Here is an 18,988-nt window from a genome sequence, read left to right on the forward strand (position 1 = left end):
TTTCGATACTAATGACTTTTAAAATTTCATTCCAACGGGTATCTAACATAAAATTATAAAATGAAGATAAAAATTACACTTGCAGCAGTAGCTATAACAGCATTATTTATAAGTAGTACAGCAAATGCTCAAGTAAATACCATAGACTCTGTAGCCACTTCACAAGTACAACATTTCAATTTTGATGAAATGGAATCTGAGTCCATTGGTGAAGGTATTAAAAGAAAATGGTTTCACGGTGAAAAAGGGCAAATGACCATTTTTGACTTGGAAAAAGGAGCACACATTCCTTGGCATAAACACCCTAATGAGCAGATAACATACATTATGTCTGGCAAGGTAAAAATCAAGACTATAATTGATGGCAAAGAGGAATTTGTAATTGTTTCTGGCGGGGAAGTAATTGTTTTTCCAGAAAATGTACCGCACGAATTTTGGGCATTGGAAAAAACAGTGGATTTAGATGTTCACGTTCCTGTACGTCAAGATTGGTTAAGCAAAGAATTACCAGATTATTTAAAAAAGACAGATAAAGAAAATTAGTAAGTCACTTCGATTGAATTTTGATGCACCAAAATTATGGTAATCAACGGGAAGGAATCTAGAAATCTTTTAAATGATATGTTCTCGATACAAAATGCTGAAATTAGAATTTCACTCGAACTGACATTTTAACTATTAATCATTATTAGAGATTGTCACTTCGAGTGTTTTTATTGAAATAGCATGGAAATAAAACATATCAAAATGAAAAAAACAATATTACTTGCATTAGCAATAATAACAACGGCATATACAAGTGCCCAAACACCAACAACAGATCCTGCCAAATCTGTAAATGAGGTGGTAACGGCAGACAATGTTGAATGGGGTTGGTTAAACCCGTTACGTGGAGACAAAAGTCCGGCTGCCGGAAAACTTTGGGGAGATCGTACAAAAAATGAACCTGCTGGATTTTTAGTAAAATTTAAAAAAGGATTTTCATCGCCACCACACATTCACAACATTACTTATAGAGGTGTAGTAATACAAGGTTTATTACATAATGATGATGAAAAAGCAGAAAAACAGTGGTTGCCAGCAGGATCTTATTGGCAGCAACCAGCAGGAGAAGCACATATTACAGCTGCTGACGATAATGAAAATATGGCTTTTTTAGATATTCAAGAAGGTCCGTATTTAGTACAACCAACATCTGAAGCCTTTGATAATGGCGAAAGACCAATTAATGTAGACAAAACCAATATGGTTTGGCTAAATGCTAACGATATTGAATGGGTTTCTGCAAAGAGTAATGTTGAAACTGCTTTTTTATGGGGAAGCCACAAGGAAAATCAATTGCGTGCAACACTTTTAAGGTTGCCAGCAGGCTTCAGTGGAAAAATCAAAAATTTGAGTCCTAATTTTAGAACAGTAGTTCTTTCTGGTGGTATAACTCATCAATTTTCTAAAAAGGGAACTAAAAATCAATTAGACGCTCCTTCATATTTTGGCGCAGAAGAAAACGCAACCTCAATCATTTCAACAGCTAAAGAAACGGTTCTTTATATTAGAAGTAACGGTGATTTTGAAGTGACTATGTAAACTATTTAGGTTTACATATTTCGCTCATCGTCCTAGTTAATAACCATATTACCCGTGCGAACCGAGCTTAAATATGTTCATTTTTTTTAAGAATAGCATAATTCGTAAAACAAATCTTACAGATTGAAAAATAGCGATTGAAAGCATTAATAATTATTGTAAATGAGCTATTTACAATTTATGAAGAACTAGCAAAAATCAATTTCTATGCTTAATTTGTCTGAGAAGTTTAAGAATTAAATAAAAAGACAAGAAAATATGAAAACGAACATCGGAATTACAGAAGAAAATAGAGAAAAAGTCGCTGAGCACTTAGCAAAAGTTTTAGCAGATGAATATGTACTTTATACCAAAACCTTAAGGGCTCATTGGAATTTAGAAGGTATTGATTTTCATACAAAACATGTATTCTTTGAAGATCATTATAATGCTATTAAAGAATTTATTGATGGTGTAGCTGAACGTATTAGAAAAATAGGTCATTATGCACCAGGTACCCTTAAGCAATTTTTAGAATTAACTCACTTATCAGAAGAAATAGAAGGTGATAATTCTAGTTTAAATTATATGAAAGTACTATTAGCAGATCATGATACTATTATAGTTGAAATCAGAAAAATTATACCAACTATTGAAGAAGATTTGAAAGACGTAGGTACAGCAGATTTCTTAACTGGACTTTTACAAGAACATGAAGAAATGGCTTGGATGTTACGTGCTAGTGTAAGTTAATTATAAGAACAATATTTCATGGAGCAAGATGCATGTGTACATATTAATGCCATTTCAGAATTAAAAACTGCTACTGAGCACGTATGTGAAGAATGTGTGAAACTTGGCGATGTCTGGGTACATCTACGCACATGTCAAGAATGTGGTGTTACACTATGCTGTGACGATTCTAAAAACAAGCATGCTACCGCTCATTTTAATACAACAAGCCATCCCGTTATTAGTTCTGCCGAACCTAACGAGAGATGGCTTTGGTGTTATAAAGATGAAGCTTTTGTATCGTATTAAACCAACCAATTATGATAGATCCTAAATATCCAGAACTCACCGATCTGCAAGTAGAGAAACTTAAATCTTACGGTGAAATCGAATTTTATAAAGAGCCCACCGTGGTGTTGGACTTTGGTGATCAACATTACGATTTTTTCGTAGTGCTTACTGGCGGAATAAGAATTATTGATCCTGATAAAAAAGATGATAGCCTTACCATACATAGAAGGCATCAATTTTCCGGTTCAAGTAGTATTCTCTCCCATAGAACGGTTGGTGTATGTGGCGAAACTTTAGAAAATACACAACTAATACGAATTAGTCCAGAAAAGCTAAAAAGCGCCATTGCCAAATTCAGCGATATTAGCGATGTACTTTTAAACGCCTTTTTATTGCGGGAAGATGCTCTTAAAAACAAAGTTCAGGGTATAAAATTAATAGGTTCCGAACATTCTAATGAAACGTATGCTATCCGAGATTTTATGGATAAAAATGATATCTGGTACAATTTTATAGATTCTGACAAGGAGGATGGATTGGTACAAATGTTAGATACTTTCAACTTAAAGGAATCAGATTTACCCGTATTGATCAATAGTCAGAATAAAATTTCTATTCGTCCATCAATTGATGAAATTGGTATGTGTACGGGAGTTCGGTTAGAACTAGATGATGAAATCTATGATGTTTTGGTCGTAGGCGCTGGACCTGCAGGTTTGGCTGCTAGCGTATACGCGTCTTCAGAAGGATTGAGTGTATTGACCATTGATAGTAATTCTCCTGGCGGACAAGCTGGCAAGAGTTCTAAAATTGAAAATTACTTGGGATTTCCTACAGGTATTTCCGGTCGGGATTTAGCGAACAACGGCTACATTCAAGCTCAAAAGTTTGGCTGTACTATTTCGGTACCGCATAGAGTGGAAGGCATTGAACGTAAAAAAGGTTACTATGAAATCAACTCTAACAACACTTCAACCTTAAAAGCCAAAACGGTAATTGCTGCAACCGGCGCTGCATATAGAAGACTGCCTTTAGAGGGAATTGAAAAATTTGAAGGCTCTGGTATTTACTATAGCGCCACATCTATGCATGCCAATATGTGCAAGAATAGTGAAATAGGTATTGTTGGCGGTGGTAATTCTGCGGGACAAGCAGCATTATTTTTAGCTAATTATGCACACCTAGTTTATGTAATCATCAGAAATGAGGATATTGGTGCCAAAATGAGCGATTACTTGGTGCAACGTATCATCGCTTGCGAAAATATTGAAGTATTGACCAGTAGTAACGTGGTTAAAGTTGACGGGGATACGTATTTAGAAAAGGTTGAAATCAAAAAGAATGAGACGTTAATTGAGAATAACATCAATTACCTATTCACTTTTGTTGGCGCCAAACCCTGTACCGAATGGCTAGACAATATTATCGATACAGATGAAAAAGGCTTTGTGCACACGGGTCTCACCATTTGCGATAATGCCCTTAAAAACGAAACGGTATTCAACAATAGAAAACCTTATACATTCGAGACCAGTTTACCCGGACTTTTTGCTGTGGGCGATGTGCGTTCAGGTTCCGTAAAACGTGTGGCATCGGCAGTAGGCGAGGGGTCTATTGTGGTGAGTGATATCCATAAGTTTTTAGCCCTGGAAAACGAAGTAAAAACTGTAAAGTAACCTTTTATACTCATGGCTAGAACTATTATAGAGAATATCGTTATTGCGAAATACAAAGACCAAACATTTTTTGAGTTCTGTAAGTATACTACCATTCGTTTTTTTGAAATTGTATATTTTGAAAAAGGAACAGGGACTATTAAAATAAACGGTAATACCGTACCCTATACTTCTAACAGTGTTTTTGTTTTTATTCCTGACGATATTTATATTGTAAACCCTGATTCTGCCACCACCACAGTGGCTATAAAATTTTTAAAGAGCTTTTTTAGAAAAACATCTGCGCTAAACGAAACCTTACCGGTAAATGATTGGTTTCGAAAAATCGAAGAAATACTAAATAGCGAAAGTCATCAGCTTCGTGAAATGCAATTTGCAACCGAATCTGACCGTTCACACTTGGTATCTCTTATTAACATGGTTGCGACTGAATATATGAGCGAGCAGACCTTTGATATTTTTATCATTCAAAATTCCGTATCGGTTATTCTACATCTTATTGCTAGAAATATTCAATTCATTAATACGGCAGATACGGTAAAGAATGTGAAGTCATCTAAAATTCAACAAATCATTAACTACATTCACGCCAATATTTACAATTCCGAATTGCTTACCACCAAAAGTCTGGCAGAGGAGTTTCATATGTCAGATAATTATATGAGTGAATATTTTAAAAAGCATACCGATGTTTCATTAAAGAAGTACATCATCAACTACAAGTTAAAACTTGTTGAAACCCGTTTAAAATATACCGATTTGCAGTTTTCAGAAATTGCAATGGAATTAGGGTTTACAGATTCTAGTCACCTTAACAAAACTTTCCAAAGCTATAAAGGGATGACGATTGGGGCTTTTAAGGCAAGTATATCGGCATAAGCTTTATATAAAATATTTTAAGTCAGTATTAGTAATGGTTCAAAGTAATCGTTATTAATACTGGCTTTTTTATTTCATCTACTCAGAAAAATACCATTTACCTCTTTTTTTACCAAAACCACTTTGTTTTTTACCCATTTGAACCTTGTGTCCCTAGATACCTTTGTACTGTAATTAAAACAGAATAAATATCAACCGAAAAATAAATACTATGGACTACAAGAACTTTCAAACATTTACAGCAGAACAAAAAGGCGGAATTTTAACCGTAGACATCAACTTCGGACCAGTAAATGTACAGGGGCAAGAAATGCTAGCAGATTTAAGCAGCTTATGCTTACGATTAGAAAGAGATAGAAGCGTAAAAGTTGTGGTTTTTGAATCTTCAAATCCAGGATATTGGGTATGTCATTATGATACCAACTTATTAAAAGATATGTCTATGGAAGCTGTGCCAAGAAACGAAGTACAGTTATTAGACTTACAAGCAATATTAGAAAGACTAAGCAACGTGCCACAAGCAACAATCGCCAAAATTGAAGGTTTTGCAAGAGGTGGCGGACACGAAATGGCGTTGGCTTTAGATATGCGTTTTGCAGCTAGAGGAAAAGCGAAATTCATGCAAATGGAAGTAGGTATGGGCATTTTACCTTGTGGTGGTGGAGCATCGCGTATGGCTAGACAAGCAGGTTTAGGTAAAGCTTTAGAAATAATTTTAGGCGCTAGAGATTGGGATGCTGATGAAGCTGAAAAATTCGGAACCATAAACAAAGCCTTAGACGCAGATGAAATTGGTGCTTATGTAGATGCCCTAGCACAACGTATATCACAATTTCCGGCAGATTCTATTGCAGCTTCAAAACGTGCAGTATATGCGTCTATAGATTTACCAATAAAAGAAGCTTTAAAAGAAGAAGCATACCAATTATTTCAAGCAACAAGTAAAACTCCGGCTATAAAACGTTTTACCTATGCAGATGATAACGGAGCACAATTTGACCACGATAATCAGAAAAACTGGGAACAAATGGTTATGGATATTCAAGAAGTGAATTAAGGCGCTGAGCGCCTTACGCTTTACGCTGAGCGCATATCGCTTTAAATTTTTGAGTAAAGCGCGAAGCGAGTAGCGTGTAGCGCATAGCGCATAGCGCATAGCGCATAGCGAAAAAACAACAACGATTAACGATTAACGAAATAAATAAAGAAGAAAGATTATGAAAGCAATGTTATTAAACAGTTACGGAGAAAATGCAAATTTTGAAGTTTCAGAAATAGCGAAACCAGCAATAAAAGCAAATCACGTTTTAGTGAAAATTGCGGCATCTAGTGTCAATACTATTGATATGATGATTAAGAATATGGGGTCAGATTTACCATTGTCACCAGCTTTACCAGCCTTATTAGGTATGGATTTTTCCGGAGTAATTGAAGCTGTTGGAGAAGGCGTAGAGGGTTATGCTGTAGGAGATGAAGTATACGGTTGTGCTGGTGGATTAGCAGATTTACTTGGGACATTAACAGAATACATTGTAGCTGATAGCAATTTAATTGGTCACAAACCAAAAGACTTGACTATGCGCGAAACTGCAGCTTTACCTTTAGTTGCAATTACAGCTTATGAAGGTTTGACAAGAGCAGGTGTAAAAGCAGGTCAGAAAGTATTGGTACATGGTGGTTCTGGCGGTGTTGGTCATTTAGCGGTACAACTGGCTAAATATTTTGGAGCAGAAGTTTTTGCTACTGGTACAGGTGACAAACAAAAAGCAATTGTTGAAAAATTCGGGGCAACCTTTATCGATTTTAAAACTGAAAAAGTAGCAGATTATACAGCAAAATATACCGATGGTGGTTTTGATGTTGTTTTTGATACCGTTGGTGGTCCAAACCTGACAAACTCTATGGAAGCAGTTGCCCTAAACGGTCATATTTCCACAACGGTTTCCTTATTGGAAATCGATTTAACTCCGTTGCACTTTAAAGGAGCATCATTACACGTGGTCTTTATGTTGATTCCGATGTTACATAACTTCAAAAGAGAAAATCATGGTAGTATTTTAGAAAAATTAGCTGAAATTTCTAACGAAGGTCATTTAACCCCGATTGTAGATGAAAATCAATTTTCATTAGAACAAGTCGGTGATGCTTATGCACACTTAGCTAGTGGTACAGCCATTGGTAAAGTTGTGGTTGAAAACTAATAATAGATAATAAAATATGCAGTAGGATTAGAGTTGCACGTTCTAAACATGCCGATTAATATGTTTTGTTGAATGCCCCAGAAATGGGGCATTTTTTTGCTTTAAAATAAAACCTTGAAATTTACCTAAACAACCGTTTTTACTACCAAAAAATTAGTGGTGTCTCATACTACCTTTGTTATCAGAATGAATAAGTAAATAAAACCAAAAATACTTTTAAAGAGGTTTTGGTAAAAAACAAATATATCATGAAAACAATAACAAATACTAATGCACTCGCACAAGCTCGTGCACTTACACTACCAACTCGCGAAGCTTCATTAAACCGTGATCCTTCTGTGTCACAATTTTGGAATAGCAACCGAGAGTTACTTGAAAATGCATGGAGCGAATGGGAAATAGAAAACAAAGACAGTTTATTAATTCCTGATGAAACGCTACTTGACCCAAAATTGAGAAAAGCGATAAACGATGCTTGGGAAAATCCGGAAAAAGAAAATGCTGTAGCTGATTTATGGGAAGAAATTATCCCTGGTGTGTATTCTGCTCAGTTTTTTGATTTAGAACGCTTAGCAGAATTTCGCAAGTATTTAGAGGCTACTGTAAATTCTGAAATACCTAGACGTGCACCTTATGGTATTCAATTGAATCGTCATGGAGTTATGCTAGATCCGCGCTCAGAGGGACACATTGCAGCTCCTAATTTTCAGGCATTTTACAACGAAATAATGGACCGCTATATGCGTCCGATCGCCCGTTTATTACTAGGTACTTATGGCTACGATAACCAAACCTTTGGTTTTTCTATTCAGTATAACCCAGATAAAGATAAAGATTTGCATGCCCATACGGATGCTTCTGCAGCTACCTTGAATATCAATATTAACTTACCTGAAGAAAAATTTACAGGTTCACAAGTCGATTTTCATGATACGTCTACAAGAAAGGTTGTTCAAACTATCTTTGAACCCGGTAAGGCAATAATTCATACTGGCAAAGTACCTCATGCTACCCATCCAATTACTAGCGGACAACGTAGTAACTTGGTTGTATGGCTGTATGGAGATCGTATGCAAATACCACGAGGAGGTGCAAATAGTTATGGCAGCGTTGATAATTCAACATCAAAAGTTGTTGTAGCAGAAAATATTACGGCTCGCGAGCGTTGGAGTTTACCAGAAGGTCCCAAAGATACCTTTGCACCGTTTTAAAAATAAAAGAAAACAGAATTTTGGCAGAACATTTTCTGCCAAAATTTTATTTATAAAATACTAAAGTCTAAAAAAATGAAACATATTTTAATTACGGGAAGTACTGATGGTATAGGTAAGCTACTGGCACTTCGTTTGGCGAAAGAAGGTCATTTTATTGGCGTTCATGGTAGAACTGATGCTAAGTTAAAGGCTACTGTAACCGAAATCAAAGCGGAATCAAAGAATGACAATATAGTAGGTTTTTTAGCTGATTTCTCAAACTTGACAGAGGTTAAACAAATGGCAAAAGAAGTGGCTGAAAAAATGCCTAAAATTGATATTTTGGTAAACAATGCAGGTGTTTTAAAAGCTAAGACTGATACTGCCACGAACGGAGTAGATGTTCGTTTAACAGTAAACTATTTAGCACCATATCAATTTACAAATGCGGTATTACCGTTATTGAAAAAAGCCGATGCACCTAGTATCGTAAATCTTGGTTCTGCGGCACAATCCCCAGTTTCTTTAAGTGCACTAAAAGGTGAAATGATTTTAGGGGCTAATGATGCCTATGCACAAAGTAAATTAGCGTTGACCATGTGGAGTTTTGATTTAGCAAAAAAAGAACCAAGTATTTTGGTTGTTGCCGTAAACCCAGGTTCGTTATTGAATACTAAGATGGCAAAGGAAGCCTACGGTCAACATTGGTCTCCTGCAGAAAAAGGGGTTGACATTTTGTATGATTTAAGTATGACAGATATGGCGAAAACAAACGCCTATTTTGATAATGACAAAGGTGGTTATGCACATGCACACCCAGATGCATATGATGCTAAAAAGATTGAAGAATTACTTTCTTTGACAAATACATTGGTTTAAATAATATGGCTTGTTATTTTTTGATGCTACCTTTGAATTAGGAATAATTTCAAATTTTAACTTTCACTATTAAAAACCGATAAATGAAGATCGTAGTTAGAACGTTAATTGTATTTATAGTATTATTAACCGTGATTTCTTGCCGTTATAAGAATGTGGTTAAAGAAACGAAAAACAATCTAAAATTACGTTTTATAGATGAATATGTTTTGCCAGATGACACTACATTTGAGAACACTAGAGTAGGGGGATTATCGGGTATTGATTATGCCAATGGAACCTGGTATGCTATCAGTGATGATAGCGAATTTCCTCGATTTTATAGCGCGAATATTTCTTATGACATCAACAGGTTTGGTTCGGTTACGATAAATTCCGTTACTCATTTCAAAGATTCTATTATTGAAGTTATACCTAAAGGAATAGTGGACCCTGAATCTATTCGATATGATAATAATTCTTTTATTTGGACAAGTGAAGGAAATATAAAAGATGGATTAAAACCCTTTGTACAAATTGCTGATTCTAGCGGAGTGTTTGTAAATGAGTTTACACTAGCAAATCGATATTTGCCCAATTCAGACTTAAATTTTGGACCTCACCACAACGGAGTCTTCGAAGGCATCACATTAAGTTTCAATAAAAAAGGATACTGGGTTGCAATGGAACTTCCCTTAAAACAAGATGGTGAAGAACCTACTTTAGAAGAAACAGATTCCCCCGTAAGAATAGCTTTTATAAATAAAGAAACAGGGCATTTCGAGAAGGAGATAGTATATGAATTGGACAAAGTTGCTCGCCCTGCAACTGACGGAGCTACTTTTGAATTGAATGGTATCGTAGAGATTCTAGAATATGAAAAAAATAAGTTTTTTGTTTTAGAACGTTCTTATGCTATGGGATACGGTGACGGAGGTAATACCGTTAAAATTTACGATGTAGATGCAAGCAAAGCAACCGATGTAAGTAGTTTTAATAGCTTAAAAGGTGAGCACTATACCAAAGTAACAAAGAAGCTTTTATTCAATTTTGAAGATATTAGAGATGAATTAACCAAAGGTATTGTCGACAATATTGAAGGTATCACTTTTGGACCTGATTTTGAAAATGGTAATCGCTCATTAGTCGTTGTAGCCGATAATAATTTTAGTCTTTATGGTCCTCAGCTGAATCAGTTTATCTTGTTTGAAGTAGAGAAATAAATTTAAAAACATTGAATAAACCCCAATTTATACTTTTATAAGTTGGGGTTTTATTATGCGCAAACCTCGATTCATTTTGTAATATTCAGACAATAAAAAACATATTTTTATTTAAGACAATAAACTACCTAATAAATTACGTTAATAAGATGAACGTACTTTGTATTTAATTCTTTTACTCAATTTTAAGAGCTTATATTCGTTACATACAAAGCAAATTATTGACTTGGACCATCTTATAAAAGACATTGTTTTTAATTATTCTTATATAGCACTATATGGTCTTACATTCGGTTACTTTATAATCTTATACTTTGGTGTGGGCACGCTGTTTTTATATAGCTGCAAGCTATTAGAGCGTAAGCAAATACTAAATATAGTAATAGCTATCGAAGTTTCTAAAAAGCAGATAGCCTTTGAAATAAAACACTCCTTAAAATCAATTGCAATTTTTGGATTTTCAATTATCCCAATTATTTTTTTAATTCGAAATGGGAACATTGAACTATTGCCCAATTCGTGGTCTAATATATTGATAGGACTTATAATTCTTACTATTTGGAACGAAGTTCATTTTTATATTGTACACCGCTTAATGCATCAAAAATTCATGATGAGGCATGTGCATAAAATTCATCACAAATCTACGGTACCTACTGTATATTCTGTTTTCAGTTTTCACTGGGTAGAAGCTCTTCTTCTAAGCACGGTTCCGTTAATAATCGCTCCATTTGTACCATTTTCTATTGTAGCTATATTTTTGTATCCATTGGTAAGTATTTTATTAAATTTTGCAGGACACTGTAACTATAGGTTTGGGAATGGAAAAGGTCGAAACTGGAAACTTTTTGGCACCCATCACAATGAACATCATAGCAAAGGACGTAGAAATTACGGATTTGCATTACATCTTTTAGACAAATTATTTTCAAGACATAACCGCTAATATATGAGTGAGGTATTTATAACAAGTACAGGTTCTTTTTTACCCAATACAGCCATTACTAATGACGAAATGGAAGATTACCTAGGTCGTATATATGGTAAGGATAGCCGTGCAAAAAATCGAGTTTTAAAGCAAAATGGCATTAAAACAAGATACTATGCAATCGATAAGGATCAAAGAAGCACTCATTCTAATGCACAATTAGCAGTTGGCGCCGTTAATAACGCAATTCAAAAAAGTGGTTTGAGAACTACCGATGTTGAGTTGTTATGTACAGGAACTACTCAGGCTGATTTACCAATACCTGGTTTTGCCAGTATGGTACATGCCGGACTGGATTTCAACAGATGTGAAGTTGCTAATTTTCAAAGTGTGTGTGCTAGTGGTATAATGGCATTGAAAAATGCATATGCACAAATTAAATGCGATGAAAAAGAGAATGCGGTTTGTGTGGGTAGTGAATTGGCAAGTCGACTATTTAAAGCTTCTAGATTTGAAGCACAAGGAGTTAAAGACCTACCATTTAATGCCGAATTTTTAAGGTGGATGCTTTCTGATGGGGCAGGGGCTTTTGTTCTTCAAAACAAGAAAAATGAAAATGGTATTTCCTTAAAAATAGATTGGATCGACCTAAAGTCTCATGCTAACGAATTTCCTGTTTGTATGTATACAGGTAAGACTGACAATAAAAACGAAAATGAACAAACTTGGTTAGATTACCCTAGTTATGAAGAAGCCTCTAAGGCTGGTGCCATCAATTTACAACAAGACACCCGATTATTAGATAAGGTTATAAAAACAGGAGTTGCTCACTATTTTGATCTCATTGATCAAGGTAAAATCAATACGAATGAAATCGATTGGTTATGCTGCCATTATTCTTCAGAAATGTTCAAAGACCCTATTAAAGAATTAATGCTTAAAGGGGGTGGCGAAATAGCCGATAATAAATGGTTCAGCAACCTAACTTCAAAGGGAAACACCGGTTCTGCCTCTATATTTATTATGCTCGACGAACTAATGCATTCAGGAAAATTAAAACCGGGCAACAAAATACTTTGCATGGTTCCTGAAAGTGGTCGATTTATTACCTCGTTCATGCAATTAACGGTAGTAGGTGACAGCGATACAGATACAAAACCGTATCCTTTAAGAAAAATAGAATCTCCAGAGTTGGTTATTAACAAGACCGAAACTTCAGAATGGTTAATACGTAATTTAACTCAAGTATGGATTGATTTTGAAAACGCCTTACTTAAGGTACCCGTTATAGCGAAAATACAAAATGGTACGCTTAGTTTGTCTGATTACAAGCTATTATTGACCGACCTTAGACAACAGGTTATTGACGGTTCTCAATGGATATCGAGGGCTGCCTCAAATATTGATATTGAACTTTTCGAGCTACGTTCTGCCTTTATCAAACATACTGCTGCCGAGCATAAAGATTACCAAATGCTAGAAAGAAATTATGTGGCTTTAGGAGAAGATTTGGAAGTGATTTTAAATGGAGAAAAGAATATCGGTACGGTTTCCCTTACATCATTTATGTTTCAACAGGCTAGTAAACCCAACCCTATTGATTTGCTGGGATCTATGTTTATTATTGAAGGCATAGGCAAGCGTTTGGCTGGTTATTGGGGCAAAATGATAAAAGATCAACTAAATTTGAAAGACGAACAGGTTTCCTTTTTCACCTATCATGGTGTTGCTGATGAAAACCATTTTCATAATTTAGAAGAAGCTTTGAATCATCCAGAAATGAATATGGTCGTTGCTGAGAAAATAGTAAAAACTGCAAAGATTACCGCTAAATTATACACTATGCAGTTAAATGAATTAGGTAATTATTAAGCTATGATAGACGAAAACATGGATTTTTCAAAACACGACGAAAGGGACCCTAACCCTTGGTTAGCACTGTTTTTAGATGAAAGTATTCCTATTAATCAAACCACCAAGTTGGCTTTGATGAGAGACAACGCTTCTAAATCTGCAAAATACGTTTTACCTATTGTACATATTGGGTCTAAGGTTTCGATGTTCTTAATTCATATTTTTAAGTTCTTTTTACCCAACCTTATAAATTCATCTAGAATATTGCATCGCATTTTAGCTTGGGGTTTAAAAACCTTTATAAGTCCAGATGCCAATTTGCTGATTTTTAGACATTTTCATATCGGAACCGAAATATTACAATTTATTGCAGGCAATATTCCTGAAGCAGAAATTGTAGGTAATCCTTTAAAGCCTAAAGATTTTGAAGATGTAAAAGACGACCTATTTTTAAAGCATGATTTGAATTTGTACAATTTTGTAATTCATTTGAACAATCAATTGAAACAAAAAGGCATCAAAATTGAACCGCCGAAAAAAATAAATTTAGATATGATTTCTGAAGATCAATTTGATCATATCGAATTTCCGAATAAATGGACAAACTTTCTTGATTTAAGATCGGCTATAGAACTGTTCACGCCGTACTACCAATTATTCCTTACATCAAATGATTTTATTAGAGCATCAAATTCATTACAATTAGATGAAACCATAGCCATTTACACCTCTCAAATTATAAATACCCCAGGGCATTTAGGTTTGGTGAATAATAAACACCCAATGGTGCCAGCTACCACCTATAGTGTTGCATACAGATTGGTATTACACGGTCTAGCGGCTGAAACCCTGCATGAAGTCTTGGTTAAAATGAAATTAAATAAAGATCGCGATGGTATTATAACTCCTTTAAAATAGACATAAAACTAACGGTTTTGGTAATCCCAGAAACTAAGACTACTTTTTATTAAGCCTCTTTCTCAAACAAAAACTCTCCCTTAGTTTCTGCGGCGTGTAAACCCCAATCAACAATTAGGTTTAGAATAGGAACCAATGTTTGCCCAAATTCAGTAAGGGTATATTCTACTTTTAAAGGTGGTTTTTTTGTAAACACTTTTCTGTTTACCATACCATCTGCTTCTAATTGTTTTAACTGTAAACTCAATGTGCGCTCAGTAATACCAGGAATTTCTTTACGCAACTCGTTATAGCGTTTTTTGTCACCTATTAAATGCGTTAGTATCACACTCTTCCATTTTCCACCTATCAATTCCATTGCTGCACTCGTTGGGCAGAATGATATTTTATTATTGATTTTAATTTTTGGTTTCTTTTCAAACAGTTCTTTTCTGTCCATTTCTTTAAAATTAAATATATGACAAAGATAATAAGCTTTAATATAGTATGCAACTATACTTTTTATAGTAAAATATTATGTATTCAAATAATTGATATTCATATTATTACAAATTATTTTGTATACTATACTTCTTGACCGTTATTGACACGTACCAACTCTACACTTACATTTGTACTATAATTTTGATAGTATTATAAATCAACAAGTTAAGAAATAGTAAAAATGAATCTAACAGAAATATTAAACAACCGCTACTCAGCAAAAGAATTTGATGCAACTAAGAAAATATCAGATGCAGATTTTCAACAGATAAAAGATGTACTGCGTTTAAGTCCTTCTAGTGTAAACCTACAACCTTGGCATTTTTTAATTGCAGATACTCAAGAAGGTAAAGAGCGAATTGCAAAAGGTACAGAAGGATTTTTCAAATTCAATACACCAAAAGTCTTAGATGCATCTCACGTAATTGTAATCGCAGCTCGCACAGATGCAGACGATGATTATATGAATAGCATTTTGGAGCAAGAAGACCAAGATGGTCGCTTTGCAGCACAAGAGTTTAAAGATCAAATGCACGGTGGTCGTATGTTATTTGCAAATATTCATCGCTATGACCTTAAAGATTTACCACACTGGATGGAAAAGCAAGTGTATTTAAATATGGGCGCACTTTTATTAGGTGCAGCTGCCTTAGGTATTGATGCTTGCCCAATGGAAGGTGTAGATGTAAAAGCCTTAGATGAAGAATTTAGCTTACGCGAAAAAGGCTTCACCGCTCTAGCAGTTGTGTCTTTAGGTTATAGAAAAGACAGTGACTTTAATGCAAAATTACCAAAGTCTAGGTTTCCTGAAGAAACAGTTATTACTCAGTTATAATCAATCTTAAAATCTAAAAAAACATGAAGAAGTTTGTAAAAATAATTGGTGGAATTATTGGAGTATTAGTGATTGCTGTAGCAGTCATATACTTCTTCTTTCCAAAGGTTCTTGTAGACCAAACCAATGCCAGCTATGCTCGTGCTTCGGGTCTTGAGAAAAAGACGGTTGAAATAAATGGCTACACTGTTCATTTCTATGAAAGTGAAGGGGAAGATGATAAGCCAGACTTTGTTCTTGTTCACGGTATGGGAGATGATAAAAGTAGTTTTTTACAAACGGCTAAATTTTTATCAGAAGATTATCATTTAATTCTACCCGATTTAGCGGGTCACGGTGAAAATGAAAGAAAAGAAGGACTTGATTATTCTATAGACGGACAAGCAACTTTTCTGAAGTCCTTTTTAGAAAAACTTGGCGTGAGTCAATTTAACCTTGTTGGTAACTCAATGGGCGGACATACCGCTGCAGCATATGCTATTAAATATCCCAATGACCTTACCAACTTGATCTTACTTGATGCTGCGGGTATTAAAATAGATGACCACGTGGTGTACAGCGGTTTTGGTAAAGAAATTGAAAACAAAGAAGAGTTAAATGCTGTGCTTTCGCGTGTGTTTTACAAAGTACCGGACCTCCCAGGTCCAATAGCAGATTATATGATTGAAACGGTTAACAACAGTAAAGATTTTGTTGACGGTTCTTTAATTCCTGCAATTAAAAACGGAAAATATTTCAATCTTAAAGATGATGTGCAATCTATAAAAGCACCTACGTTAGTCTTGCAGGGTAGACACGATGAAGTGGTAAAGTTTAATGTGGCAGAGTACTACAGAGACCACATCCCCAATGCGAAGTTAGTAGTTATTGAAAACGCATCGCACTCTCCACAATTAGAAGTTCCGGAAGAAGTAGCCAATGATATTAAAAAATTCATTTCTAAAACTAAATATATTATGAAAACAAACACAAAAATTATTCACGCAGCTATCGTACAATATCACCGTTGGTATCTTTTTTATGAACGTGATATTGAAAATAAACAGCGACTAGAAAATCAGTTAGAAATTTTAGCAGATGATATAAAAATGAAATCTGCAGCTGGAGAAATGCAAGGCAAAGAAAATTATCCTGAAAGATTAAAAGTTTATAAAGGATGGAAAAATGCGCATCATATTCAAAATATAGAAGTTAATAAATTAGAGAACGGTACTATTAATTTAGAAGCTGATATTATTTATCAAAATTTAAAGTCAGACGGTTCTAATGACAGTTATCCTTTGCATTACAGCACATTTTTAAAAGAGGTTCCTGGTGCGCTTTTACCTGTGTTTACAGAAATTAATATTAACCCTACTGGCGAGATTAAAGATCCAACGTTTGAGGATGCATATCCAGAAAACCGAATGTTATCTCTTATGCATTACTGGCTCTTAAATATGGAACAGTTAGATGGTAATGTTGCGCCTTTTAAAGAGGTATTAGCAGATGGTTTTAAACTTAATTTTTCAACAAATAGCGAACCTATTGTTACCATAGAGCAATTAGAACAATGGTTGAATGCAACACCAAAACAATTGAAGGAAAGCAGTCATTTTCCAGAGAACTTTATTGTAAAAGTAATTTCTGAAAATGAATATGAAGTCAACGTAGATTTTGTTTGGAAAGGGATAACAAAAGAGGGTCAAAAATTAACCGCAACTACTTCTCACCATTGGATTGTAAAGGATAATCCAAATGACAGATTTGCAAAAATAAAAGAGGTTACAATCATTCAAAAAGTACCACTTACTCCATTAAAATAAAAGGTACTTCAATTCTAAAGAACATTATTATGAAAAGTACAATAGTAAAATTTACTGCAAAACCAGAACATAAAGACACGTTTGCAGCAACGCTTAAAGAAGCACAAGCGGCAACACAAAAAGAGGCTGGTAATAAAGAGATTAGAGTATTTGTGTCTAAAGCAGAAGACAATGTGTTTTTTGTTTACGAACGTTGGGCAGACAAAGCTGCTATTACAGCTCACGATAACGAGCCACATACCAAAAAGTTAATGGAAGTAGGACAGACCGCCTTACAGTCGGCTCCTGATTTCTACTTTTTAGGCGATACAAATCCGCTTCCAGACCATTCTAAATCTGAAAATCCTGAAGATGAAGTATTTATTATTTTCTTCATTTTTAAACTAAAAACTGAATTTAGAGGAGCACTTCTTGAACAGTTTGAAGATCACATTACCCACACAAGAAAGGAGGAAGAAGGCAATATCCTTTTTGATTTATATACGGTAGACGATCAAGAAGACACCCTAGCAGTTTATGAGCATTGGAGAAAAGAATCTGATGTTTGGGATATTCACTTTAATCAACCTTATGCAGTAAAAACAGGCAAACTAATGGAAGAAGCTGTCATTGGTGATTTAAAGCAGTATATGAATTTCGTTACAGAAATTTAAGAGAAATCAATAATCAACTAAAAAGCACTCTTATGAAAAAAGCAATTCTATTAGTTTCCTTGGCAATTTTAGCAAGCTGCGGAAATCAGGACAAAAAAGAAGCAGTTTCAACTACAGAAACGCAAGATCACGAACATCCGCATCCACACAACGTTGATGATAACGGATTAGCACCACATACGGAAAACACCATTCATCAATATGCGCCAACGGTTGCGTTGTTAAATAGTATATATGAAGGTGATTTTACGCCAGAACAAATGGTACAGCAAGGTAATATTGGTATTGGTACCGTAAATCACCTAGCAGGTGAACTGGTTGCTGTAGATGGTGTGGTATATACTATTGATGCGGAAGGCGGAATTAAAGAAGCACCAGAAGATTTAGAATCGCCTAATATGACGATGATAAATTTTCAACCTAAAAAAACGGTAACCGTTGAAAACATTACTTCATACGAAGAACTAAATAAAGAGCTTCAAAAATACTCTACTTCTAAAAATAGTTTTTATGCTTACAGAATTAAAGGAGAGTTTGGATATCTAAAAATGGCATCTGCACATAAAGTAGAAAACGAAGATGTCTCTCTTTTTGAATATTTAGATACAAGAGTAATGTATACTAGAGAAAATATCAAAGGAACTTTAGTAGGTTTATTTACGCCAGATTATATTGGAAATGTAGTGATTCCGGGAATGCACTTTCACTTTTTATCTGAAGATATAACACTGGGAGGACATTTAGAAGATATCAAGTTTGACAAACTTCAAGTAGAAATTCAAGAAATAAACCAAGTAAACCTACAGCTTCCTCAAACTGAAAAATTCAGAAACAAAACGTTAAAGCAAGGTGCAGCTCCAAAAGCTACAGCAAAGCAAAACGGAAAATAAGAAGAT

19 protein-coding genes are annotated in these 18,988 nt (G+C 34.8%); 18 read left to right on the top strand and 1 reads right to left on the bottom strand.

Translation table 11 applies throughout. The features are described 5' to 3' along the window. Positions 1–60 precede the first annotated feature (60 nt). The 14 genes from ACJJVT_RS05100 (at position 61) to ACJJVT_RS05165 (ending at position 14,316) form a co-directional block, all read left to right on the top strand. Entirely contained in the window at positions 61–543 is a 483-nt protein-coding gene (locus tag ACJJVT_RS05100) for a cupin domain-containing protein (protein ID WP_405397001.1), read from the top strand. A 204-nt stretch (positions 544–747) separates the two neighbouring features. Further along, positions 748–1,584, top strand: coding sequence for a DUF4437 domain-containing protein (locus ACJJVT_RS05105; protein ID WP_405397002.1), 837 nt, complete (start codon positions 748–750; stop codon positions 1,582–1,584). Positions 1,585–1,842: 258 nt separating this feature from the next. Then, positions 1,843–2,316: a Dps family protein gene (locus ACJJVT_RS05110; RefSeq protein WP_405397003.1), complete on the top strand. Its 474-nt coding sequence runs from the start codon at positions 1,843–1,845 to the stop codon at positions 2,314–2,316. 18 nt (positions 2,317–2,334) lie between these two features. Beyond that, positions 2,335–2,604 (top strand): UBP-type zinc finger domain-containing protein, encoded by a 270-nt coding sequence (locus tag ACJJVT_RS05115; protein WP_396634435.1) that lies wholly within the window; start codon positions 2,335–2,337, stop codon positions 2,602–2,604. Between the two features lie 11 nt (positions 2,605–2,615). Beyond that, on the top strand, positions 2,616–4,262 hold the full coding sequence (locus tag ACJJVT_RS05120) for an FAD-dependent oxidoreductase (protein ID WP_405397004.1): 1,647 nt from the start codon (positions 2,616–2,618) through the stop codon (positions 4,260–4,262). Positions 4,263–4,274: 12 nt separating this feature from the next. Continuing rightward, complete coding sequence (locus ACJJVT_RS05125; protein ID WP_405397005.1) at positions 4,275–5,141, top strand: AraC family transcriptional regulator; 867 nt, start codon at positions 4,275–4,277, stop codon at positions 5,139–5,141. A gap of 211 nt (positions 5,142–5,352) precedes the next feature. After that, a complete protein-coding gene (locus ACJJVT_RS05130; protein WP_405397007.1) occupies positions 5,353–6,198 on the top strand; it encodes an enoyl-CoA hydratase/isomerase family protein in 846 nt (281 codons plus the stop codon). A 160-nt stretch (positions 6,199–6,358) separates the two neighbouring features. After that, positions 6,359–7,342 carry a zinc-dependent alcohol dehydrogenase family protein gene (locus ACJJVT_RS05135; protein WP_405397008.1) on the top strand — a complete coding sequence of 328 codons (984 nt, stop codon included), beginning with the start codon at positions 6,359–6,361 and terminating at the stop codon, positions 7,340–7,342. Between the two features lie 248 nt (positions 7,343–7,590). Continuing rightward, the gene (locus ACJJVT_RS05140) at positions 7,591–8,553 is read left to right on the top strand and encodes a 2OG-Fe(II) oxygenase (protein WP_405397009.1); all 963 of its coding nucleotides are present in this window, start codon (positions 7,591–7,593) and stop codon (positions 8,551–8,553) included. A 75-nt stretch (positions 8,554–8,628) separates the two neighbouring features. Then, the gene (locus tag ACJJVT_RS05145) at positions 8,629–9,414 is read left to right on the top strand and encodes an SDR family NAD(P)-dependent oxidoreductase (RefSeq protein ID WP_405397010.1); all 786 of its coding nucleotides are present in this window, start codon (positions 8,629–8,631) and stop codon (positions 9,412–9,414) included. Between the two features lie 83 nt (positions 9,415–9,497). Then, positions 9,498–10,616 carry an esterase-like activity of phytase family protein gene (locus ACJJVT_RS05150; protein ID WP_405397012.1) on the top strand — a complete coding sequence of 373 codons (1,119 nt, stop codon included), beginning with the start codon at positions 9,498–9,500 and terminating at the stop codon, positions 10,614–10,616. A 226-nt stretch (positions 10,617–10,842) separates the two neighbouring features. Next, positions 10,843–11,562 (top strand): sterol desaturase family protein, encoded by a 720-nt coding sequence (locus ACJJVT_RS05155; protein WP_405397013.1) that lies wholly within the window; start codon positions 10,843–10,845, stop codon positions 11,560–11,562. 3 nt (positions 11,563–11,565) lie between these two features. Beyond that, entirely contained in the window at positions 11,566–13,416 is a 1,851-nt protein-coding gene (locus tag ACJJVT_RS05160; protein ID WP_405397014.1) for a beta-ketoacyl-ACP synthase III, read from the top strand. Between the two features lie 3 nt (positions 13,417–13,419). After that, the gene (locus tag ACJJVT_RS05165; RefSeq protein WP_405397015.1) at positions 13,420–14,316 is read left to right on the top strand and encodes a DUF6999 family protein; all 897 of its coding nucleotides are present in this window, start codon (positions 13,420–13,422) and stop codon (positions 14,314–14,316) included. A 49-nt stretch (positions 14,317–14,365) separates the two neighbouring features. Here ACJJVT_RS05165 and ACJJVT_RS05170 read toward each other — a convergent pair whose 3' ends face one another. Continuing rightward, positions 14,366–14,755: a winged helix-turn-helix transcriptional regulator gene (locus ACJJVT_RS05170; protein ID WP_405397017.1), complete on the bottom strand. Its 390-nt coding sequence runs from the start codon at positions 14,753–14,755 to the stop codon at positions 14,366–14,368. Between the two features lie 225 nt (positions 14,756–14,980). Between ACJJVT_RS05170 and nfsB the strand changes: the two genes are divergently transcribed. From nfsB to budA, 4 genes are read left to right on the top strand one after another with little or no spacing between them, the layout of a single operon-like run. Further along, the gene (gene nfsB, locus ACJJVT_RS05175) at positions 14,981–15,634 is read left to right on the top strand and encodes an oxygen-insensitive NAD(P)H nitroreductase (protein ID WP_405397018.1); all 654 of its coding nucleotides are present in this window, start codon (positions 14,981–14,983) and stop codon (positions 15,632–15,634) included. A 23-nt stretch (positions 15,635–15,657) separates the two neighbouring features. After that, positions 15,658–17,439: an alpha/beta fold hydrolase gene (locus ACJJVT_RS05180; RefSeq protein WP_405397019.1), complete on the top strand. Its 1,782-nt coding sequence runs from the start codon at positions 15,658–15,660 to the stop codon at positions 17,437–17,439. Positions 17,440–17,468: 29 nt separating this feature from the next. After that, positions 17,469–18,092 (top strand): putative quinol monooxygenase, encoded by a 624-nt coding sequence (locus ACJJVT_RS05185; RefSeq protein ID WP_405397020.1) that lies wholly within the window; start codon positions 17,469–17,471, stop codon positions 18,090–18,092. Positions 18,093–18,124: 32 nt separating this feature from the next. Further along, complete coding sequence (gene budA, locus ACJJVT_RS05190; RefSeq protein ID WP_405397022.1) at positions 18,125–18,982, top strand: acetolactate decarboxylase; 858 nt, start codon at positions 18,125–18,127, stop codon at positions 18,980–18,982. Positions 18,983–18,988 lie beyond the last annotated feature (6 nt).

The organism is Maribacter sp. Asnod2-G09 (assembly GCF_045063795.1).
Lineage (GTDB): Bacteria > Bacteroidota > Bacteroidia > Flavobacteriales > Flavobacteriaceae > Maribacter.